Annotated in this window: 23 protein-coding genes and 1 pseudogene; 23 read left to right on the forward strand and 1 reads right to left on the reverse strand. The window is 48.7% G+C overall.

All coding sequences use genetic code 11. The features are described from left to right. Positions 1-476: pseudogene (locus BM058_RS15295) on the reverse strand (IS1380 family transposase); the annotation flags it as partial. Positions 477-651: 175 nt separating this feature from the next. Between BM058_RS15295 and flgB the strand changes: the two are divergent. From flgB to flhB, 23 genes are all read left to right on the forward strand, one after another. Next, a complete protein-coding gene (flgB, locus tag BM058_RS15300) occupies positions 652-1,050 on the forward strand; it encodes a flagellar basal body rod protein FlgB (RefSeq protein WP_090928075.1) in 399 nt (132 codons plus the stop codon). A gap of 28 nt (positions 1,051-1,078) precedes the next feature. Further along, positions 1,079-1,543 (forward strand): flagellar basal body rod protein FlgC, encoded by a 465-nt coding sequence (gene flgC / locus BM058_RS15305; protein WP_090928078.1) that lies wholly within the window; start codon positions 1,079-1,081, stop codon positions 1,541-1,543. Positions 1,544-1,557: 14 nt separating this feature from the next. Next, on the forward strand, positions 1,558-1,872 hold the full coding sequence (fliE, locus tag BM058_RS15310) for a flagellar hook-basal body complex protein FliE (RefSeq protein ID WP_090928080.1): 315 nt from the start codon (positions 1,558-1,560) through the stop codon (positions 1,870-1,872). A 36-nt stretch (positions 1,873-1,908) separates the two neighbouring features. After that, a complete protein-coding gene (gene fliF, locus BM058_RS15315) occupies positions 1,909-3,489 on the forward strand; it encodes a flagellar basal-body MS-ring/collar protein FliF (RefSeq protein ID WP_090928082.1) in 1,581 nt (526 codons plus the stop codon). 12 nt (positions 3,490-3,501) lie between these two features. Continuing rightward, complete coding sequence (gene fliG, locus BM058_RS15320) at positions 3,502-4,515, forward strand: flagellar motor switch protein FliG (RefSeq protein WP_090928084.1); 1,014 nt, start codon at positions 3,502-3,504, stop codon at positions 4,513-4,515. Beyond that, positions 4,508-5,302, forward strand: coding sequence for a flagellar assembly protein FliH (fliH, locus tag BM058_RS15325; RefSeq protein ID WP_177195589.1), 795 nt, complete (start codon positions 4,508-4,510; stop codon positions 5,300-5,302). Before fliG ends, fliH begins: the two co-directional genes overlap by 8 nt. Then, positions 5,289-6,602 (forward strand): flagellar protein export ATPase FliI, encoded by a 1,314-nt coding sequence (gene fliI, locus BM058_RS15330; protein ID WP_090928087.1) that lies wholly within the window; start codon positions 5,289-5,291, stop codon positions 6,600-6,602. Before fliH ends, fliI begins: the two co-directional genes overlap by 14 nt. 3 nt (positions 6,603-6,605) lie before the next feature. Next, on the forward strand, positions 6,606-7,043 hold the full coding sequence (gene fliJ, locus BM058_RS15335) for a flagellar export protein FliJ (protein WP_090928089.1): 438 nt from the start codon (positions 6,606-6,608) through the stop codon (positions 7,041-7,043). 15 nt (positions 7,044-7,058) lie between these two features. Next, positions 7,059-7,625 (forward strand): MotE family protein, encoded by a 567-nt coding sequence (locus tag BM058_RS15340; RefSeq protein WP_090928091.1) that lies wholly within the window; start codon positions 7,059-7,061, stop codon positions 7,623-7,625. 29 nt (positions 7,626-7,654) lie between these two features. Beyond that, the gene (locus tag BM058_RS15345; RefSeq protein ID WP_090928093.1) at positions 7,655-9,064 is read left to right on the forward strand and encodes a flagellar hook-length control protein FliK; all 1,410 of its coding nucleotides are present in this window, start codon (positions 7,655-7,657) and stop codon (positions 9,062-9,064) included. A gap of 9 nt (positions 9,065-9,073) precedes the next feature. Next, the gene (gene flgD, locus BM058_RS15350) at positions 9,074-9,580 is read left to right on the forward strand and encodes a flagellar hook assembly protein FlgD (RefSeq protein WP_090928094.1); all 507 of its coding nucleotides are present in this window, start codon (positions 9,074-9,076) and stop codon (positions 9,578-9,580) included. A 33-nt stretch (positions 9,581-9,613) separates the two neighbouring features. Continuing rightward, positions 9,614-10,009: a TIGR02530 family flagellar biosynthesis protein gene (locus BM058_RS15355; RefSeq protein ID WP_090928096.1), complete on the forward strand. Its 396-nt coding sequence runs from the start codon at positions 9,614-9,616 to the stop codon at positions 10,007-10,009. 82 nt (positions 10,010-10,091) lie between these two features. Beyond that, entirely contained in the window at positions 10,092-11,030 is a 939-nt protein-coding gene (gene flgG, locus BM058_RS15360) for a flagellar basal body rod protein FlgG (protein ID WP_090928098.1), read from the forward strand. 63 nt (positions 11,031-11,093) lie between these two features. Beyond that, positions 11,094-11,306, forward strand: coding sequence for a flagellar FlbD family protein (locus BM058_RS15365; protein ID WP_090928100.1), 213 nt, complete (start codon positions 11,094-11,096; stop codon positions 11,304-11,306). A 1-nt stretch (position 11,307) separates the two neighbouring features. Further along, a complete protein-coding gene (gene fliL, locus BM058_RS15370; protein ID WP_090928102.1) occupies positions 11,308-11,739 on the forward strand; it encodes a flagellar basal body-associated protein FliL in 432 nt (143 codons plus the stop codon). Positions 11,740-11,773: 34 nt separating this feature from the next. Further along, positions 11,774-12,766, forward strand: a complete 993-nt coding sequence (gene fliM, locus BM058_RS15375) for a flagellar motor switch protein FliM (RefSeq protein WP_090928104.1) — start codon at positions 11,774-11,776, stop codon at positions 12,764-12,766. Next, on the forward strand, positions 12,759-13,976 hold the full coding sequence (gene fliY / locus BM058_RS15380) for a flagellar motor switch phosphatase FliY (RefSeq protein WP_090928106.1): 1,218 nt from the start codon (positions 12,759-12,761) through the stop codon (positions 13,974-13,976). Before fliM ends, fliY begins: the two co-directional genes overlap by 8 nt. A gap of 25 nt (positions 13,977-14,001) precedes the next feature. Then, the gene (locus BM058_RS15385) at positions 14,002-14,364 is read left to right on the forward strand and encodes a response regulator (RefSeq protein ID WP_090928108.1); all 363 of its coding nucleotides are present in this window, start codon (positions 14,002-14,004) and stop codon (positions 14,362-14,364) included. Positions 14,365-14,386: 22 nt separating this feature from the next. After that, the gene (gene fliO / locus BM058_RS15390; RefSeq protein WP_177195590.1) at positions 14,387-15,055 is read left to right on the forward strand and encodes a flagellar biosynthetic protein FliO; all 669 of its coding nucleotides are present in this window, start codon (positions 14,387-14,389) and stop codon (positions 15,053-15,055) included. Beyond that, positions 15,052-15,732 carry a flagellar type III secretion system pore protein FliP gene (gene fliP, locus BM058_RS15395; RefSeq protein WP_090928112.1) on the forward strand — a complete coding sequence of 227 codons (681 nt, stop codon included), beginning with the start codon at positions 15,052-15,054 and terminating at the stop codon, positions 15,730-15,732. The genes fliO and fliP overlap by 4 nt, the downstream gene beginning before the upstream one ends. A 21-nt stretch (positions 15,733-15,753) precedes the next feature. Beyond that, complete coding sequence (gene fliQ / locus BM058_RS15400) at positions 15,754-16,023, forward strand: flagellar biosynthesis protein FliQ (RefSeq protein WP_090928114.1); 270 nt, start codon at positions 15,754-15,756, stop codon at positions 16,021-16,023. 4 nt (positions 16,024-16,027) lie between these two features. Beyond that, positions 16,028-16,807 (forward strand): flagellar biosynthetic protein FliR, encoded by a 780-nt coding sequence (gene fliR / locus BM058_RS15405; RefSeq protein ID WP_090928116.1) that lies wholly within the window; start codon positions 16,028-16,030, stop codon positions 16,805-16,807. Position 16,808: 1 nt separating this feature from the next. Next, on the forward strand, positions 16,809-17,891 hold the full coding sequence (flhB, locus tag BM058_RS15410) for a flagellar biosynthesis protein FlhB (protein ID WP_090928118.1): 1,083 nt from the start codon (positions 16,809-16,811) through the stop codon (positions 17,889-17,891). Positions 17,892-17,909 lie beyond the last annotated feature (18 nt).

A 17,909-nucleotide genomic window follows, 5' to 3' on the forward strand; every position in this document is an offset into this window, starting at 1 on the left:
TTATCAAAGGGAGAATGGTCTACATCAAGAGGAAGAAGAGACATATCATCCGCCTTCTGCGTTGTATCGGTCGATACAACCGTCGGAGTGAGCGAAGACGACCGTTGTTTTAAGAACCGGGTGTTTTCCTCCCATATCAATGGGAGAGTTTCCGGATGCTGCGCCAGCTGATTGAAACGCTGCCGTAATGTCGGGGAAGATGGGACTCCCTTAAGACCAAGGGATTGTTGGAAAAAGACATCACCACGGGATTCTTCTATCCAGTCAAAATCATTTTTTCCCTGAGAGAGAAGACCGAGATAGCTGTACACGACATCGCCGTGGGAAATGGCGGCCGACGATGTTAAGCCGGGCATGGATAAGGAATGGAGACGTTTATGTAAGTTCAAGGATTGAAGAAGTTCCCCTATCAAGAGAAGTCCACTGGCAGATATAATATAATTATCCGTTAATTGGATATCAAATCGACGTTTCATTTTTTCACCTTCCGGGTGCATTCATCCAATAAGATGAATAGGATCTTATCCCCTATTTTATCAAGGTTTTGAAGGGTATGTCGAAAGATATCATTACGGATTCAGGTCGTAATTTAAAAGCTGGAATCAGCTTTTTAGCTTAACAAGGTCTTTAGTAGGGGGAAGGAGGTAGCGTATGGGTTTATTTGATTCCGCCACGTTTTACAATCTGGAACAGGGACTGAAAGGTGCGGCTACGCGGCAGAAGACGATATCAGACAATATTTCCAATGTAGACACGCCGAATTACAAAGCGAAAAGCACCCACTTCAAACATACCCTGAATGAAGCCATGCAAAACGACAAGTTTCAGGCACAGCAGACAAATCAGCAGCACATTCCTTTTGGAGGAAGCGGCAGTGACTCGATTTATGTCAGCCGGGATAGTTCCACGATGTATAATCATAATGGCAACAATGTCGATATAGACAAGGAAATGACAGATTCCGCGAAAAATCAGATTTATTATAATGCACTGACTGATCGGTTAAGCAGCAAGTTCAGCAGCCTGAAAACGGCGGTACGCTCTAGTTAATTGACGATGAAAATGGAGGGAATGAGCAATGGGATTATTTGATGGGGTGAATGCAGCGGCTTCCGGGCTGACAGCCCAGCGTCTGCGCATGGATGTTGCGTCGTCTAATACAGCGAATGCCGATTCCACCAGAGGAACTCTTGTAGATGGAGAGTGGGAACCATACCGCAGGAAGATGGTTACGATGAGTTCATCGGATTCCGGGTTTTCCTCCCACCTTCAGCAGGCGATGGGAAGCGGAGACCGTACGCAGGCAGGAACCGGTACAGAAGTGACAGGCATTGTGGAGGACGACTCCCCTTTTAAACAGGTGTACAATCCGGAGCACCCTGATGCCGGGGAAGATGGGTACGTTGAGATGCCGAATGTGGATCCTCTGAAAGAAATGGTAAACATGATGGGGGCAAGCCGCTCCTATCAAGCTAATATTACATCTATGAATGCGTCGAAAAACATGATGCTTAAAGCACTTGAAATAGGAAGAGGTCAGTAAGAGGAGGACTATAAATGTTTGAAAGTTTTATAGGGGGCCCGGAAGCGGCTCAGCAGACCGGGGCATTGAAGCCGGCCTCAACGAACAACACATCTCCTGCTGAAGCCCAGGAATCATTCAAAAATGCATTGAACAATGCGGTTACAGAGGTGAATGACGCCCAGGTCAAATCGAATGAAATGACGTCAAAACTCGCCTCCGGTGAAGTGGAGAATCTTCATGAAGTCATGGTTTCCGCAGAGAAAGCAGGCGTCATGCTGCAGACCACTGTCGAAGTGCGGAACAAGGCACTGGAATCCTACCAGAAAGTCATGCGCATGCAGGTTTGATCTGCTGACAGCGGATAATGGAAATCGGGAGGCCCCATGAAAGAGAAGCTACTACAATTCAGACAGAAAACAACCGAATACTGGCGCAGCCGAAGCGGCGTACAGAAAATACTGCTTATCGGCTCCATTGTTTTACTAATACTTATTATTTTTCTCGCTGTATTTTTTACGACCAGAACGAACTTCGCTCCGCTTTATTCTGAATTAACCCAGGAAGAAACTGGGCAGATTACGGAGAATCTTGATTCCAGGGGGATAGCCTATGAACTATCAAACAACGGATCCACCATCCGGGTACCTCAGGAACAGGTCGATTCCCTGAAAGTGGATCTTGCTGCCGAAGGTCTTCCGGACAGCGGAAGTATTGATTATTCTTTCATTGAAGATCAGATGGGCTTTGGTATGACGGACAATGAGTTCAACACGATGGAACGTGCCGCGATACAGACCGAACTCGGTGCACTCATGGAGAACATAGATGGTGTGGAAGCGGCTGATGTCATGATTAACATGCCCAAAGAGTCCACATGGGTGGCTGAAGAAGGTGGAAATGCCTCCGCGTCTGTCGTGGTTGACACAGGTGGAACAACAGACCTCGAACAGTCCCAGGTCAGGGCTCTGCATCATTTGGTCTCAAAAAGCGTGCCTGAACTGACAGTGGACAACATCGTCATTATGAATCAGATGTTTGAACAGTTCACCTATGAGGACTCCGGCAGTGGCTCCACGATGAGTGCTTATGAAGAACAACGGAGCATCCAGGAGGATATTGAAAAGGATATTCAATCAAGACTGCAGCAGATGCTCGGCCGCATGATGGGACTGAACAAAGTGGCCGTTTCCGTCACGACAGATCTTGATTTCACCCAGGAGACGAGAGAAGAAGCTTTGGTTGAACCGGTCGATGAAGAGAATATGGAAGGCATCGCTGTCAGTGCTGAGCGGATTGAAGAAGCCTACGAAGGACAGCCGCCTGAAGACGGCGGCGTTGCGGGAGCAGGCGAAGGCGACGTGGCGAACTATCCAGCCGGAGCTGCCAACGGACAAGGTGACTACGAGCGCGATGAAGAACGAATTAATTACGAAGTGAACAGAATTCACCGTGAAATCACGGAAAGCCCGTATAAGATCCGTGACCTCGGCATTCAGGTGATGGTGGAACCGCCGGAACCGGATAATCCGGACTCTCTTGACCCGCAGACGATCACCGATATTGAAGAAATGCTTACCACAATGGTCAATACAAGCATTAACGCCGAGTATCAGGAAGATATGGAAGCAGGCGCTGTCGAAGATAACATTTACGTAGCCTCCCAGCCGTTCAACGGGCAGCAGGAGGTTCAGGAAGAAGCGGGAACATCCATCCCGATGTGGGTATATATTGCCGGAGGAGTACTGCTGTTCACGGTTCTTGCTCTCTTTATTATGTTAATCCGGAGAAGAAACCGCGGGGAGGAATGGACCGAAGAAGAAATGACTACAGCCGAACCGATACCGGATCTTCCGGAGGAGGACAACAGCGAAGAAGCACAACGGAGAAAGCAGCTGGAGAATCTGGCTCAGGAAAATCCAGAGGAATTTTCGAAACTATTACGGACTTGGCTGTCCGATGAGTAAGGAGGTCCTGCCATGCCGAAAGCTAAAGATACCCTGACCGGAAAACAAAAGGCGGCCATGCTCCTTATCTCTCTTGGGCCCGACGTTTCCGCCCAGGTATATAAATATTTGAACGAGGACGAAATCGAGAAACTGACACTGGAGATATCCAATGTCCGGAAAGTGGACAGCGACACAAAGGAGAATGTTCTTCAAGAGTTTCATCAGATTGCGGTCGCTCAGGATTATATTTCCCAGGGCGGGATAGGTTACGCCAAAAGCGTGCTGGAAAAAGCACTCGGCGAAGATAACGCGATGCAGATTATTAACCGGCTTACCTCTTCGCTTCAAGTCAAGCCGTTTGACTTTGCGAGAAAAGCCGATCCGTCGCAGATTCTTAACTTCATTCAGCATGAACACCCCCAGACGATAGCTTTAATTCTATCTTATCTGGAGTCGGAACAGGCGGGGCAGATATTGTCTGAACTTCCCCAGGACGTTCAAACCGATGTGGCCCGGCGGATTGCTGTTATGGACAGCACATCCCCCGAAATTGTGAATGAAGTGGAATCCATTCTCGAACAGAAACTCTCTGCTACCGTTACACAGGACTACACGGAAGCAGGCGGCATTGAATCCGTCGTGGAAGTGTTGAACGGGGTGGACCGCAGCACCGAACGCACCATACTTGATTCTCTTGAGATTCAGGATCCGGAACTTGCAGAAGAAATCAAGAAACGGATGTTTGTTTTCGAAGATATTGTCACGCTGGACAACCGTTCGATTCAACGTGTTATCCGGGATGTTGAGAACGATGACCTGCAGCTTTCCCTGAAAGTGGCCAGTGATGAAGTTAAAGAACTTGTTTTCAACAATATGTCCCAGCGGATGGCAGATACGTTTAAAGAGGAAATGGAGTTTATGGGACCGGTGCGCCTGCGTGATGTGGAAGAATCCCAGACACGAATTGTCTCTGTGATACGCAGACTGGAAGAGACCGGCGAAATTGTGATCGCACGTGGAGGAGGAGACGATATCATTGTCTAGACTTATCAAACGGCCGTCTTCTTCTGCTTCGTCGGACAATGTACGTGCGATTGGTCTCAGACAGGTAGCGCCGGATGTTTCCCGGAACAGCCGGGAAAGTGGTGAAGAGATGCCGGGAGAGAAAGCAAATGTCCAAGAAAAGTACCGTCTCGACAGGGAACGCGAAGAAATCGAGCAGCTGAGACAGCAGGCACAGCAAGAGCTTGAGGACGCACGCAGAAAGATCAGTGAGGAAGAGGAGAATTCCAAGCAGCGCATCGAACAGGCTTACACGGATGCAAGACAGGAAGGCTGGAATCAGGGACTTGAAGAAGGAAAAGAAGAGGGATATGCTGCTGTTGAGGCTGCGGTGCAGGAAGCACAGCAGACCATAACAGCAGCGCGTGAAGAGTACCACCAATACCTTGAACGGGCGGAACCAGTCATTCTCGATCTGGCGCTCACCATAGCGAACCGGATCATTTATGACTCTCTGGAAGACCGGGACGGCACATGGATGGAAATAGTGAAAAACGCGGTGAAAGAAGTGAAAGATCATGAAGAAGTTGCCGTATACGTTCCGGTCTCCAGAGTGGAAGAAACCAGGAAGCAGCGAAATGAAATGGAGAAGCTGCTTGCCTACTCCCAGGATCTTCTGATTTATCCGGACAGCACCCTCGGGGAGAGTGACTGCACGATTGAGACTCCGTACGGCAAAGTGGATGCTTCTCTGGACAGTCAGCTTCAGGAACTGAAAGTACAGCTTGAAGAAAAACTGAAAGAGGGCGGTACGAATGAAAGCAGCTGATCTGGTTAACGACATTCATACCTTGAATCCGTATAAACAATACGGAAAAGTAACAAGAGTGGTTGGCCTGACTATCGAATCCAAAGGCCCCCGGACCTCGGTTGGAGAACTGTGCTTTATTTACCCTGAAGGCGGAAGCAGACCGGTTCTTGCGGAGGTTGTTGGCTTTAAGGACAAATACGTCCAGCTGATGCCGCTTCGTCACACCGTGGATATCAGTCCGGGCAGTCTCGTCGAAGGAGCCGGCAAACCTCTGCAGGTCAAAAGCGGTACCGGATTGATCGGCAAAGTCATTGACGGAACAGGACAGCCGCTTGATGGATCGAAGCTGCCGGACGGGCTGGTTCCGGTGCCGACAGAAGCAGAACCGCCCAATCCCCTTCTCCGCCCGCGGATTAACGAACCGCTTTCTCTGGGGATTAAAGCAGTAGATGGTCTTTTGACGATGGGAAAGGGGCAGCGGATCGGCATTTTTGCAGGAAGCGGTGTCGGAAAGAGTACCATTTTGTCGATGCTCACAAGACACTCGGAAGCAGATGTGAATGTGATTGCCTTGATCGGTGAGCGCGGACGCGAAGTGAAAGATTTTATCGAGCGGGATCTCGGTGAAGAAGGAATGAAAAAATCTGTCGTGGTTGTAGCGACATCTGATCAGCCGGCCTTAATGAGAATTAAGGGAGCCATGACCGCAACGGCGGTGGCGGAGTATTTTCGGGATCAGGGAAGAAATGTGAATCTAATGATGGATTCTGTAACGAGGTTTGCCATGGCGCAGCGTGAAATCGGACTTGCTATCGGTGAACCTCCGACGACAAAAGGTTACACTCCTTCGGTTTTTGCTATGCTTCCTAAACTGCTGGAGCGTTCCGGTACAAGTCAAAATGGAACAATTACCGCGTTTTACACCGTGCTGGTGGACGGAGATGACTTGAACGAACCGATCGCCGATGCGGTCCGTGGTATTCTGGACGGCCACCTTGTGCTTGATCGTAAACTTGCTGATAAAGGCCATTATCCCGCCATCAATGTCCTTCGAAGCATCAGCAGGGTAATGGAGGATCTCGTGGACAAAGACCACCGGGAAGCAGCTGAGAATCTGAGGCACTATCTGTCCACCTATACGGAGTCGGAAGATTTGATAAACATTGGAGCTTACAAAAAGGGCTCTTCCAAAGAAATCGATCAGGCGGTCAATATGCAGCCAAAGATTAATCAATTTCTTCAACAGGATACAACAGAAATGCAGCCGCTGGCAGAAACGAAAAACGAGTTGGCCGCCCAGTTCGGTAAAGGAGAATGATGAATGTCGTTTACATATTCTTTTCAAAACATACTTGAGCTGCGAAAGCGCCAGAAAGAACAGAAATCCCAGGAGTACGAACAATCGGTTCAACAGTTTGAACGGATGGCGTCCGCTTTGTACGACCTGCTCAAACAAAAAGAGGAACTCGAGTCACTTTATGAAAAACAAATGAGCACGGGAATTTACGTCCATCAGCTGCAGCAGAGTGAAAAAGCAGTATTTCAGCTGCAGCAGCGGATTGCAGACATTCAGAAACAGACCGATAAAGCCAGGGACAACATGCATAAGAAAGAAGAAGAGATGCAGGAAGCTTCAATAGAATGGAAAAAGTACTCCAGAATGAAAGAATGGGAAAAAGAAGAATTTCATCTGGAAGAGAAGCGGCAGGAAGAAAAAATGATGGATGAAATATCAACCAGGAAGTTTGCGTTTCGATGAAATGTGGTGAATCCAATGGCCAAACAAAAAACTGAAAAAAGAACAAAAAAAGGGCAGTGGTTTTTCCTTATCATTTTCATTCCAGTCGTGTTTGCGCTCATTCTAGGTATTGTCCTCCTGTCATTTCTCGGCGTGAACGTGGCTGATATGGGGCGGAGCATGATAAACGAAGTACCGGGTATTTCCATGGAAGCCGAGGATACGGAAACGACAGCTGGAGAATCTGCCCCGCAGGCAGACCCGGAAGAACTGGCAGCCAAAGAAGAAGAGATAACATCACTGGAGCAGCAGCTCGAAGCGAAAAACACAGAAATCCAGGAACTCGAGGAGGAGTTGGAAGCCATGCAGGTGGAGCAGCAAACCGAACCCTCCGAGCAGGAACAGGATAATTCTGCGCTGCAGGAAACCGCTCAAGTCTACGAAAGTATGGGGGCATCGGCGGCAGCCTCTATTTTAGCAGAGATGAGTGATCAGGAAGTCGTTCGTCACCTGTCGGAAACGGGAACGGAAATGAGGGGCGACATTCTGGCGGAAATGGAGCCGCAGCGGGCTTCTGTTATTTTGAACACATTAAGTGAATAAAAAATCATTACCGAAAGGGGGTGAAATAGATGCAGATGCAGATGCTTATGCAGTCGCTGCCGAATGCGGAACTGAACGTGCAGCGTACAGGGAAAAGTGGTCCGGATGCAGGAGGCGAAAAAGGATTCATGCAGATGCTTGGGAAAGCGTTAAACGCTGCAGAATCAGAAGGAACGGCTTCCAAAGCGGAATCCGGCGGTTCACTGGAAGAGTTATTGTCCGGTTTTTTCAAAAATGGGGAGAAATTGTTCGAGCAGTTTTCAGATGAGTTGAAAGCTTTGTTTGAGAACGGCAGCTTCGAATGGTCCGGCAGTATGGAAAAGCTGCTCGATAAACTGCCAAAAGGCATGCAGGAACTGGCACAGGCTTTAACAGAACTCGATGGACAAGAGATGATGCAGTTTCTGGAACAGACGCTTACTTCTTCTGGCAAAGGCAAAGAAGCTCTGCCTGAAGCTGTACAGAACCTGTTTTCAAATAAACAGAACGGCTCGGAAGCCGGGATCAACAACCTGGACAACAATGAGCAGAAACTAGCTGCTTCTTTTACGAGTATGCTGGCCCTTTTACAGCAGGCAGGAAACCTTCAGGCTCAAGGGACAGACTCATCTTCTCAGAATGCAGGAGCCGGAAGCAGGAACAATAGTTTCCAGGCAGCCCTTGCTTCGCTTGCCGGATCATTCACAGGAACCTCCAACGCTCAGCAGAGCCTGAATCCCGAACAAGCGTTAAAACAGGTTACCCAGTGGGTGGAATCCGCCGGCGGCCGGCAGAATCAGCTGAAAACGATGGACGGTTTTTTCCAGGCCTTGAAAAACACTTCTTCGTCCGGTCAGGACTCCAAACAGCAATATCTTCAGCAGCTGCTGAACCGAAGCATGACAGGAGGCGGTACGGAGTCGAACACGGCTAATGCCCAGCCTTCCTCCATGAGCTCCCAGGATGGAACCGGTGTGATGGCAAAAGCGCAGCAGGCCGTCGTTTATCTTGGAGAGGGGAAAACAGAGCACGCCCGTGCCCAGGAGTTTGTGAAACAGTTCCAGAATATTATCGGGAAAAGCAGCCTGCAGTCGTTTAAAAACGGCACACAGCAGCTCACGGTGAAATTGGTACCGGAAAATCTGGGACGGCTCGACGTGAAAATTATGCAGCAGAACGGACAGTTAACCGCCCAGCTCATGACAACGTCAAGTAATGCCAGAGAAATGGTGGAAAGTCAGATTCATCAGCTTCGTGCCGCTTTCCAGCAGCAGAATATACAGGTCGAACGGATTGACATTTCCCAGCAGCAGCCATCCACCCTGCAGCAGGACGACGAAGGACAGGAAGATAATGAAGACCTGAACAGCCATGATGGAAAGGAAACAGACGTGGACGAAGATGCAGAAGAATCGTTTGCGGACGTGCTGGATGCATTAACATTTAATGAACAAGTGTAGGTGAAAAACATGGCAAATACGATTCAGGATCAATATGCAATGCCGACCCAGACGGAGTCTCTTCGCACAGATAAGAAAAACGGCAGTCTCGGAAAAAACGATTTTCTCGAAATTCTGATGACCCAGCTCCAGAACCAGAGTCCGGCGGATCCGATGAAGGACAAGGAATTCATCAGTCAGATGGCACAGTTTTCATCTCTTGAGCAGATGACGAACATGACATCGGCTATCACAGACATGGCTGGTGCCCAGCAGAAAGGATCGCTCGTCCAGCACAGCCAGCTCATTGGCAAAACAGTGACATGGCAGCAGACGGTAAAGGATGAAAACGGCGTTGAGCAGACCGAGGAGCGAGTCAACGAGGTCACTTCCGTGAAACAGGACGCAAGCGGAACAATCCGCCTTTTGATGGACAACGACCAGTGGGTGGACAGTGAACAGATGATTCAGGTCGATGCCGCGTCGGATGAGCCGGAAGAGACCGGAAATAACGGACAGGACAGCACCGGCAGTTAACGCCGCAGCTGTGACAGGCAGGAGGCAGACAAAATGAGTTCAGGGATCCAACCCGGTGGACTGCATCAGCTGCCGCATCCCGCAACATCACCGCCGAAACAAAAAGCAGAATCATCTCCATCCGGGCCATCGTTTCAGGAACTGCTGAACGGGCAGCTGGAGAAAACGGCAGAACTGAAAGTGAGCAGGCATGCACAAAAACGTCTGCATGACCGGGATGTCATCGTAACCGAAGAACAGTGGCAGAAGATCAGTGACAAACTGGAAGAAGCACGCACGAAAGGGGTCAAGGATGCGGTCGTATTTACACACGAGAGCGCTCTCGTTGTCAGTGCAAAGAACCACACCGTTATAACAGCGATGCAGCGTGATGAGGCGGCCGACCATATCTTTACCAATATTGACGGCACGATTAATGTAAGAGACTAAACCGGCCGGACCTGAAAAGGAAGCCGGAGGACGGCGGACCGATTGAAGCCGTCCGAACTACTAAAATGGAGGATGAAACCATATGTTAGCTTCAATGTATTCAAGCATTTCCGGAATGAAAAACCACCAGCAGCAGCTGGACGTCACGAGTAACAACATCGCCAACGTCAACACGTACGGGTACAAAAAAGGAAGAGCCACGTTCAAGGACATGATCAGCCAGCAGATCCAGGGCGCCACCGCTCCAAATGACACTTCCGGTGGTGTAAACCCGATGCAGGTCGGACTTGGCACGCAGATGGGAAGCATCGATACGGTGCATACGCAGGGCAGTCTGCAGAATACCGGCCGCAGCCTTGACCTCGGCATCTCCGGAGACGGTTTTTTTACAGTAGGTGAGCATACAGGTGACTGGGAAGGAAATAACGTTGCAGGTGCTGTAGATGATGACGGCAATGGATATGGAAATCTAAATACTAGTTATACCAGAGCGGGTAACTTTTATTTAGATGAGCAGGGACACATCGTGAATCAAGATGGCCAGTATCTTATAGGAAACACCACAAATTCAGATAATGGAGAAGCCAGTGTAGGAGACCTACCAAATGTCGAAGGTGACACAACTCTTGATGACAATAATGGTGATCCTGGTAGAATACAAATTCCAGCGGATGCTGAAAGTTTCAGTATCGGGGCAGATGGCAGTGTGAGTTTTGTTAGTGCTGACGGTAATCAGCGGGTAGCAGGACAGGTTCAAATGGCCCGCTTCGAGAACCCGGGCGGTTTGTCCAAAGCAGGAAGCAACCTCTTCCAGCCGACCGATAACTCCGGAGAAGCCCAGTACAATAACCCGGGCGACGGGGCCGGCGAACTGGTACCGGGGACGCTTGAAATGTCCAACGTAGACCTGTCTGAGGAATTCACGAACATGATCACCGCCCAGCGCGGGTTCCAGGCGAACACCCGCGGTATCACAACCGCCGATGAAGTTCTGCAGGAGCTCATGAACCTGAAGCGTTAAGACGGCCCATCATTTAAAAAGGAGGCGTGAGCCGGGTCCTGCCGCCCGGCTCATCCAATACATATGATTACATTAACGAGATTAAAAGGACAAACCTTTTTATTGAATGCAGCGATGATTGAACAGGTGGAGGCTTTTCCTGACACGACCATCACGCTCAGCAACGGCAAAAAGATCGTCGTGCAGGAGAGTATGGAGAGTGTTCAACAATTAACAACAGCGTTTTACCGGAGGATCGGCCTGATCGGCCTGTCAGCCAAAGAGGGGGACGAGTAACGTGTTTCAAAATCGTTTAGTGAACATTATGCTGATTATTATCATCTCTTTGACCCTTGTCGGTGTTGTAGCGTTTGTGCTGTTCAACTATTTTTCTTCTTCTACTGAAGCCGGGGCGGAACCGACCATCGATGAAATTATTAATAATTCCTGGGAAACCGAGGAAATGACGACCAACCTGAAGAACGGGGACATCTTTCGGGGACGCTTCCGCGTTCATGTCGAAACAAAATCGGGCGCAGAGGAATTGCAGAAACGTGATTTCCAGATCAAAAATATTATCATTCATGAACTGGCAGACCGAAACCCCGAAGAACTGCAGAGCAAAGAAGGGCTCAAGGAACTTGAAGACACTCTGCGCTCCGATATCAACAGCATCATGGAAGATAGAAAAGTCGTGCGCGTCTACACCACACAACGGATGATTCAGTAATGGCAGCTTATGCAATAAAAGGAGGTGGAAACGTTTGGCGGACGTTCTTTCACAGGGTGAAATAGACTCACTGTTATCCGCACTTTCTACCGGGGAAATGGACGCGGACGAACTGAAAAAAGAAGAAAATGAAAAGAAAATACAAACGTACGATTTCAAGCGGGCGCTTCGATTCTCCAAAGATCAGATCCGAAGCCTTTCCCGGATTCATGAAAATTTCTCAAGGCTGCTTACCACGTCTTTGTCCGCCCAGCTCCGAACGTTCGTACAGATATCCGTCGCATCAGTGGATCAGCTGCCGTATGATGAATTTATCCGGTCGATTCCAAAAATGACACTGTTAAATGTGTTTGATGCGTATCCGCTTGACGGCCGTCTTCTGATGGAGGTGAACCCAAATGTCGGCTATGCGGTACTCGACCGGCTTCTCGGCGGAAAAGGGACGAGCATTAATAAGGTGGAGACACTGACAGAAATCGAAACGAAACTCATGACACAGGTATTTCAGACAATGCTTGAAACGTTTCAGACTGCCTGGGAATCCGTGGTTGAAATGGATCCGCAGATGGAAGATATTGAAGTTAACCCACAATTTCTGCAGATGGTATCGCCTAATGAAACGGTTGTTGTCATATCGCTTTCGACCACGGTAGGGGAAACGACCGGCATGATTAACATCTGCCTGCCCCATGTCGTTCTGGAAGAGATTCTTCCGCATTTGTCGGTTCATTACTGGATGCAGACAAAAAAGAAAGAGCGGGACCCTCATGAACTGGAAGAACTGCAGCAGACCGTGAAAGCCGCCCCGCTCACGCTGCAGGCCGTTCTTGGCACGTCGGAAATTTCGATTGAAGAATTTCTTGGTCTGAATGAAGGAGATGTACTGGAACTGGATCAAAATATTAACGATCCGCTTCTTTTGAACGCCGGCGGGGAAGCGAAATATTATGCACAGCCGGGGCAGTGGAAGAAAAACATCGCCGTTCAGATTACAGAGGAAGTAGAGGAGGGGAACGAGTATGAATGATGATATGCTCTCTCAGGAAGAAATTAATGAACTGCTCAAAAGCGTGGAAGGCGGCGACGACGACTCCGGCAATAAAGAGCAGGGCGGGGAAAACTCGGAGTCCACAACGGGTGAGCCCGGAGAATTGAATGTGGAAGATTATCTGTCTTCTGTGGAACAGGATGCGTTAGGCGAAATTGGGAACATTTCCTTTGGAAGTTCAGCGACCGCCCTGTCACAGCTTTTGAATCAAAAAGTTGACATCACGACACCGGTCGTGTCCGTCGTGCAGCGGGAAAAGCTGGACGAACAGTTTCCGCGGCCGAACGTTGCTGTTCACGTACGGTATACAGAAGGGTTTGAAGGAACCAACCTGCTTGTCATCAAAACGAGAGATGCTTCCATCATCGCTGACTTGATGCTGGGCGGGGACGGTACCAATCCTGCCGAAGAGATGGAAGAAATGCACATAAGCGCTGTACAGGAAGCGATGAATCAGATGATGGGATCGGCATCAACCTCCATGTCCACGGTTTTCAATAAACGGGTCGATATTACACCGCCCGGAATTGATATGATGGATCTCAAAAATGAAGAAGGGGCCAGCAATGTCCCCGATGCTGACACCCTTGCAAAAATATCATTCCGGTTGATCATTGGAGATTTGATAGACTCCAGTATTATGCAGCTTGTATCTGTCCCGTTTGCTAAAGACATGGTGGATAATTTAATGAATCAGTCTGAGCCAGAAGACGAAAAGGCGCCGGAGCCGGAAGCAGGCACTCAAGCGCAGCCGAAGCCGGAAGCTTCTTCCCCGCAGCCCAGTGCAGCGGCAGAGCAGCAGAACTCGGCCGGTCCTGAACGTCAGTCTTCGACTGGAGATCAGGAGCGCTTTGTCGGGGGACCTTCCGGCAACGTACAGGCAGCACAGTTTTCATCATTTGACACCCCGTCACTTAGTGAGAGTGAATCAAAAAATCTTGACATGCTGATGGATATTCCGCTTGAGGTGACGGTGGAACTGGGGCGTACTCAGCGTACCATCAAAGACATTTTGGAATTCTCGCAAGGATCGATTATTGAACTCGACAAGCTCGCCGGCGAACCGGTGGATATTCTCGTGAACCAGAAGCTGGTTGCCAAAGGGGAAGTTGTCGTGATTGATGAAAACTTCGGGGTGCGGGTGACAGATATCGTCAGCCAGGCCGACCGTATTAAAAAACTAAAATAAGAACATACAAGGAGGAAAACAGACGATGGCACATTCTGTACTAGTCGTAGATGATGCATCATTCATGCGGATGATGATCAAAGATATTCTCGAAAAAAATGATTTCACGATTGCAGGTGAGGCAAAAGATGGACAGGAAGCGGTAGATTTATATAAAGAGACAACTCCTGATCTGGTCACCCTTGATATTACGATGCCGGAAAAAGACGGCATCGCAGCGTTGAAAGAAATTCAGGCATTCCACCCGGAGGCAAAGGTGATTATGTGCTCGGCTATGGGTCAGCAGTCCATGGTTATTGATGCGATTCAGGCCGGCGCTAAAGATTTCATCGTTAAACCATTTCAGGCGGACCGCGTTCTTGAAGCGATTAATAAGACGCTCAGCTGACGCGGCCGGGGAGGTATCCGGCATGAATGCAAACAAAGCGGTCCGGCTGGTGCTGGTGGTATTTCTCGTATGGTTTTTACTTCCCATCCCTATGCAGGCGTCTTCAGGAGAAAACTCGATGATAGGCGATATTCTGGAGAACAGCCCGCAGGAAGGGGATCAAAATAACGAAGAAAATACGGGCACATCGGAAGAATCAACAGACACAACCGAAGAAATGGATTTTGCGGAAAGCACCAATGTCTTCTCCATGCTCGTGCAGCTGTTTCTTGCTTTGGGGGCTGTCATCGCGCTCATGTATCTGCTGCTCAAGTTTATTAATAAACGGTCGCAGCGGTTTCAGTCCCACCGGACGATGCAGAATCTCGGGGGCGTACCACTCGGACAAAATAAGTCGGTCCAGGTTGTGAAGGTGGGGCGCCGGCTCCTCGTTGTCGGTGTTGGTGATTCCATTCAGCTATTGAAGGAAGTCGAAGAGGAAGAGGAGATGGAGGAGCTGCTTGAACCAAACCGCGGAAATGAGGAAAGTGCGCTGCAGAGGCTGCAGTCGCTGTTTCCGAAGAAAAATCCGCAGCAGGAAGGCGGAACTTCCGATTCATCTTCTTTTCAGAAAGTACTGGAAGGACAGCTCGGCGAGATGAAACAAGCACGGAAAAATGTCCGGCGGCGCATAAAGGAGTATGACGAATGATTTTTGCGATTCCCGGCCTGGATCTTGGAGGCCTGATCAGTGACGATCCGTCCGATTTAACGACGAGTCTGCAGTTAATTTTTCTAATCACGATTCTATCACTGGCTCCGGCCATATTAATTTTAATGACGTGTTTCACCCGGATTGTCATTGTTCTTTCTTTCGTCCGGATGGGACTGGCTACCCAGCAGATGCCGCCGACCCAGGTATTAATCAGCTTAGCATTATTTATGACGTTTTTCATAATGGCCCCGGTGTTTTCTGAGGTGAACAATCAGGCACTGACTCCTCTTTTGAATGGAGAGATGAACCAGGAAGAGGCATTTTCAGAGGCAGCGGCTCCCATGAAAGAATTCATGTCCGAACATACCCGGGAGAAAGATTTGTCTTTGTTTATGGGCTACGCCGAAATGGAACGGCCGGAAACGATTGAAGATATTCCACTGACAGCGCTGGTACCGGCTTTTGCGATCAGTGAACTGAACACGGCATTTCAGATCGGATTTTTAATATTTATTCCTTTTCTTGTTATCGATATGATTGTGGCCAGTGTCCTCATGTCGATGGGTATGATGATGCTTCCTCCGGTCATGATTTCACTGCCTTTTAAAATTCTGCTGTTTGTGCTGGTAGACGGCTGGTATCTCATTGTTGAATCGTTATTATTCAGTTATTAGGTGTTAGAAGGAGATGGAACCATGACGGCGGATACAGTCATCAGCCTTGCGGAGAACGGGGTATGGGTTGTCTTTCTTGTTGCGGGACCTCTTTTGGTAGTGGCGCTCGTGCTCGGTTTCGGCGTTGCCATATTTCAGGCTACCACTCAGATTCAGGAGCAGACCCTTGCTTTTATACCGAAGATTCTCGGTGTGCTTGCGGCTCTTATTATTTTCGGCCCGTGGATGCTGCAGGTCTTGACCGATTTTACAGCAACAATTTTAAGTAATTTAATGGAATATATAAGGTAGGCTTATGACGATTGAATGGCTGAACCAATTACCGGTTTATTTGTTGGTGTTAATCAGGGTGCTCGCGTTTTTTACAAGCATGCCTCTGTTTTCATATCGGAACGTTCCCTCTCATTTTAAAGTAGGGTTGGGTGTTTTTTTTGCATTTATTATCGTATTCACTTTGGATATAGAGAGCATTTCCATCGACAGCACGTATATTCTGCTTATTTTCAAGGAAATGCTTGTTGGTCTTTCCGTTGGCCTTCTCGCCGGTATCATGGTGTATGCCGTGCAGGTGGCCGGGATGTTTCTTGATATTGCTCTGGGCTTTCTTGTCGCCAATGTTATTGACCCCCAGACGGGAGCGCAGAGCCCGTTAATGGGAGGGTTTTTGTATACGTTCGCGCTCATGTTCCTGCTGGCTGTGGACGGCCATCACTTGATTATGGACGGCATTTATTACAGTTACGAATTTATTCCGGTCGATCAAGTGACTCTCCCTTTTGGAGACGAGGCAGTCGCCAATCACATCCTTGAGTCGTTCAGTACGATGTTCATGATTGCTTTTCAGATGGCGTTTCCGATTGTCGGCTGTTTGTTTTTGACCGACCTCGCGCTTGGCATGATGTCCAGAGCCGTACCGCAGATGAACGTATTTGTTGTCGGCCTGCCGCTGAAATTGTTTGCCGGTCTGCCGCTTTTAGCTGTGACACTGCCGGGCTTTTTCATGGCGGTTGATCATCTGTTTGATGAAACATTTGAAGCCATGCGGACGTTAATGGCGATGTTTGGGGGGGCATGACATGAAACTGACTCTGGATCTTCAGTATTTCCAGCAGGAAAAAACGGAGAAAGCGACACCGAAAAAAAAGCAGGAAACGCGGGACAAAGGCCAGGTCGCCAAAAGTACGGATATCAATACAGCTTTTATTCTGCTTGCCGTTTTTCTCTTCATGTTTATGTATGCCCCGGTACTCGGGACGCATTTATATGACACCATGCAGACCGTATTCACTGAATTTCTGATGTGGGAGATTACAGAAAACACGATTCCTGAAATTTTTTATGAACTGACTCTGGAAACAGGCATTGTGATGGCTCCAATTATGCTTATAGCACTTGTTTTTGGTGCAGGAGCCTCCATACTGCAGGTCGGCTTTTTGTTTTCACCGGAAGCGATCAAATTTAAACCATCGAAAATCAATCCTTTGAGCGGCATTAAGCGGATATTTTCTGCAAGGGCGCTCGTGGAATTTATGAAGTCCATGTTTAAAATCACGCTTGTCGGCCTGCTCACGTTTACGATTATCTGGCTGAATCTGGATTCGCTCCTTTTTTTAAACCAGAAAGATGTGGCTGACGGTTTCGGTGAAATAGCGCAGTTAACCGGGTTAATCGGTGTTTGTTCGGCGCTTCTCCTTTTGTTTCTTGCGATTCCGGATTATCTGTATCAGCGCCATGACCATGAAAAGCAGATAAAAATGTCCAAGCAGGACGTGAAGGATGAAAACAAAAAGATGGAAGGCGATCCACAGATTAAGCAGAAACGGCGTCAGCAGCAGATGGATATGGCAACGCAGAGAATGATGCAGGAAGTTCCGGAAGCGGATGTAGTTATCACAAACCCGACTCATTTTGCGGTTGTCCTGAAATATGAAGAAGAGCATATGGCTGCCCCGAAGATCACAGCCAAAGGTGCGGATTTTGTCGCGTACCGTATACGATCCACAGCCAGAGCCCACGACGTGGTACTCGTCGAGAATAAGCAGCTCGCAAGGTCTCTCTACGACCAGGCTGACATCGGAGATGAAGTACCGGAAGAATTATTTAAAGCGGTGGCCGAAGTGCTGGCCTATGTGTACCGCCTGAAAAATCAGCTCGTCTGATAAGAATGAATGGAATCG

Source organism: Salibacterium qingdaonense, assembly GCF_900114715.1.
GTDB lineage: Bacteria > Bacillota > Bacilli > Bacillales > Marinococcaceae > Salibacterium > Salibacterium qingdaonense.

What these genes read in the sequence shown, in the direction of transcription:
- BM058_RS15345 (WP_090928093.1), top strand. Translation starts at nt 7,655, where the DNA reads ATGCAGATGCAGATGCTTATGCAGTCGCTGCCGAATGCGGAACTGAAC.
- flhB (WP_090928118.1), top strand. Translation starts at nt 16,809, where the DNA reads ATGAAACTGACTCTGGATCTTCAGTATTTCCAGCAGGAAAAAACGGAG.
- flgC (WP_090928078.1), top strand. Translation starts at nt 1,079, where the DNA reads ATGGGATTATTTGATGGGGTGAATGCAGCGGCTTCCGGGCTGACAGCC.
- fliR (WP_090928116.1), top strand. Translation starts at nt 16,028, where the DNA reads ATGACGATTGAATGGCTGAACCAATTACCGGTTTATTTGTTGGTGTTA.
- fliF (WP_090928082.1), top strand. Translation starts at nt 1,909, where the DNA reads ATGAAAGAGAAGCTACTACAATTCAGACAGAAAACAACCGAATACTGG.
- flgD (WP_090928094.1), top strand. Translation starts at nt 9,074, where the DNA reads ATGGCAAATACGATTCAGGATCAATATGCAATGCCGACCCAGACGGAG.
- flgG (WP_090928098.1), top strand. Translation starts at nt 10,092, where the DNA reads ATGTTAGCTTCAATGTATTCAAGCATTTCCGGAATGAAAAACCACCAG.
- BM058_RS15385 (WP_090928108.1), top strand. Translation starts at nt 14,002, where the DNA reads ATGGCACATTCTGTACTAGTCGTAGATGATGCATCATTCATGCGGATG.
- fliI (WP_090928087.1), top strand. Translation starts at nt 5,289, where the DNA reads ATGAAAGCAGCTGATCTGGTTAACGACATTCATACCTTGAATCCGTAT.
- fliY (WP_090928106.1), top strand. Translation starts at nt 12,759, where the DNA reads ATGAATGATGATATGCTCTCTCAGGAAGAAATTAATGAACTGCTCAAA.
- fliQ (WP_090928114.1), top strand. Translation starts at nt 15,754, where the DNA reads ATGACGGCGGATACAGTCATCAGCCTTGCGGAGAACGGGGTATGGGTT.
- fliE (WP_090928080.1), top strand. Translation starts at nt 1,558, where the DNA reads ATGTTTGAAAGTTTTATAGGGGGCCCGGAAGCGGCTCAGCAGACCGGG.
- BM058_RS15340 (WP_090928091.1), top strand. Translation starts at nt 7,059, where the DNA reads ATGGCCAAACAAAAAACTGAAAAAAGAACAAAAAAAGGGCAGTGGTTT.
- fliO (WP_177195590.1), top strand. Translation starts at nt 14,387, where the DNA reads ATGAATGCAAACAAAGCGGTCCGGCTGGTGCTGGTGGTATTTCTCGTA.
- fliP (WP_090928112.1), top strand. Translation starts at nt 15,052, where the DNA reads ATGATTTTTGCGATTCCCGGCCTGGATCTTGGAGGCCTGATCAGTGAC.
- BM058_RS15355 (WP_090928096.1), top strand. Translation starts at nt 9,614, where the DNA reads ATGAGTTCAGGGATCCAACCCGGTGGACTGCATCAGCTGCCGCATCCC.
- BM058_RS15365 (WP_090928100.1), top strand. Translation starts at nt 11,094, where the DNA reads ATGATTACATTAACGAGATTAAAAGGACAAACCTTTTTATTGAATGCA.
- fliJ (WP_090928089.1), top strand. Translation starts at nt 6,606, where the DNA reads ATGTCGTTTACATATTCTTTTCAAAACATACTTGAGCTGCGAAAGCGC.
- flgB (WP_090928075.1), top strand. Translation starts at nt 652, where the DNA reads ATGGGTTTATTTGATTCCGCCACGTTTTACAATCTGGAACAGGGACTG.
- fliG (WP_090928084.1), top strand. Translation starts at nt 3,502, where the DNA reads ATGCCGAAAGCTAAAGATACCCTGACCGGAAAACAAAAGGCGGCCATG.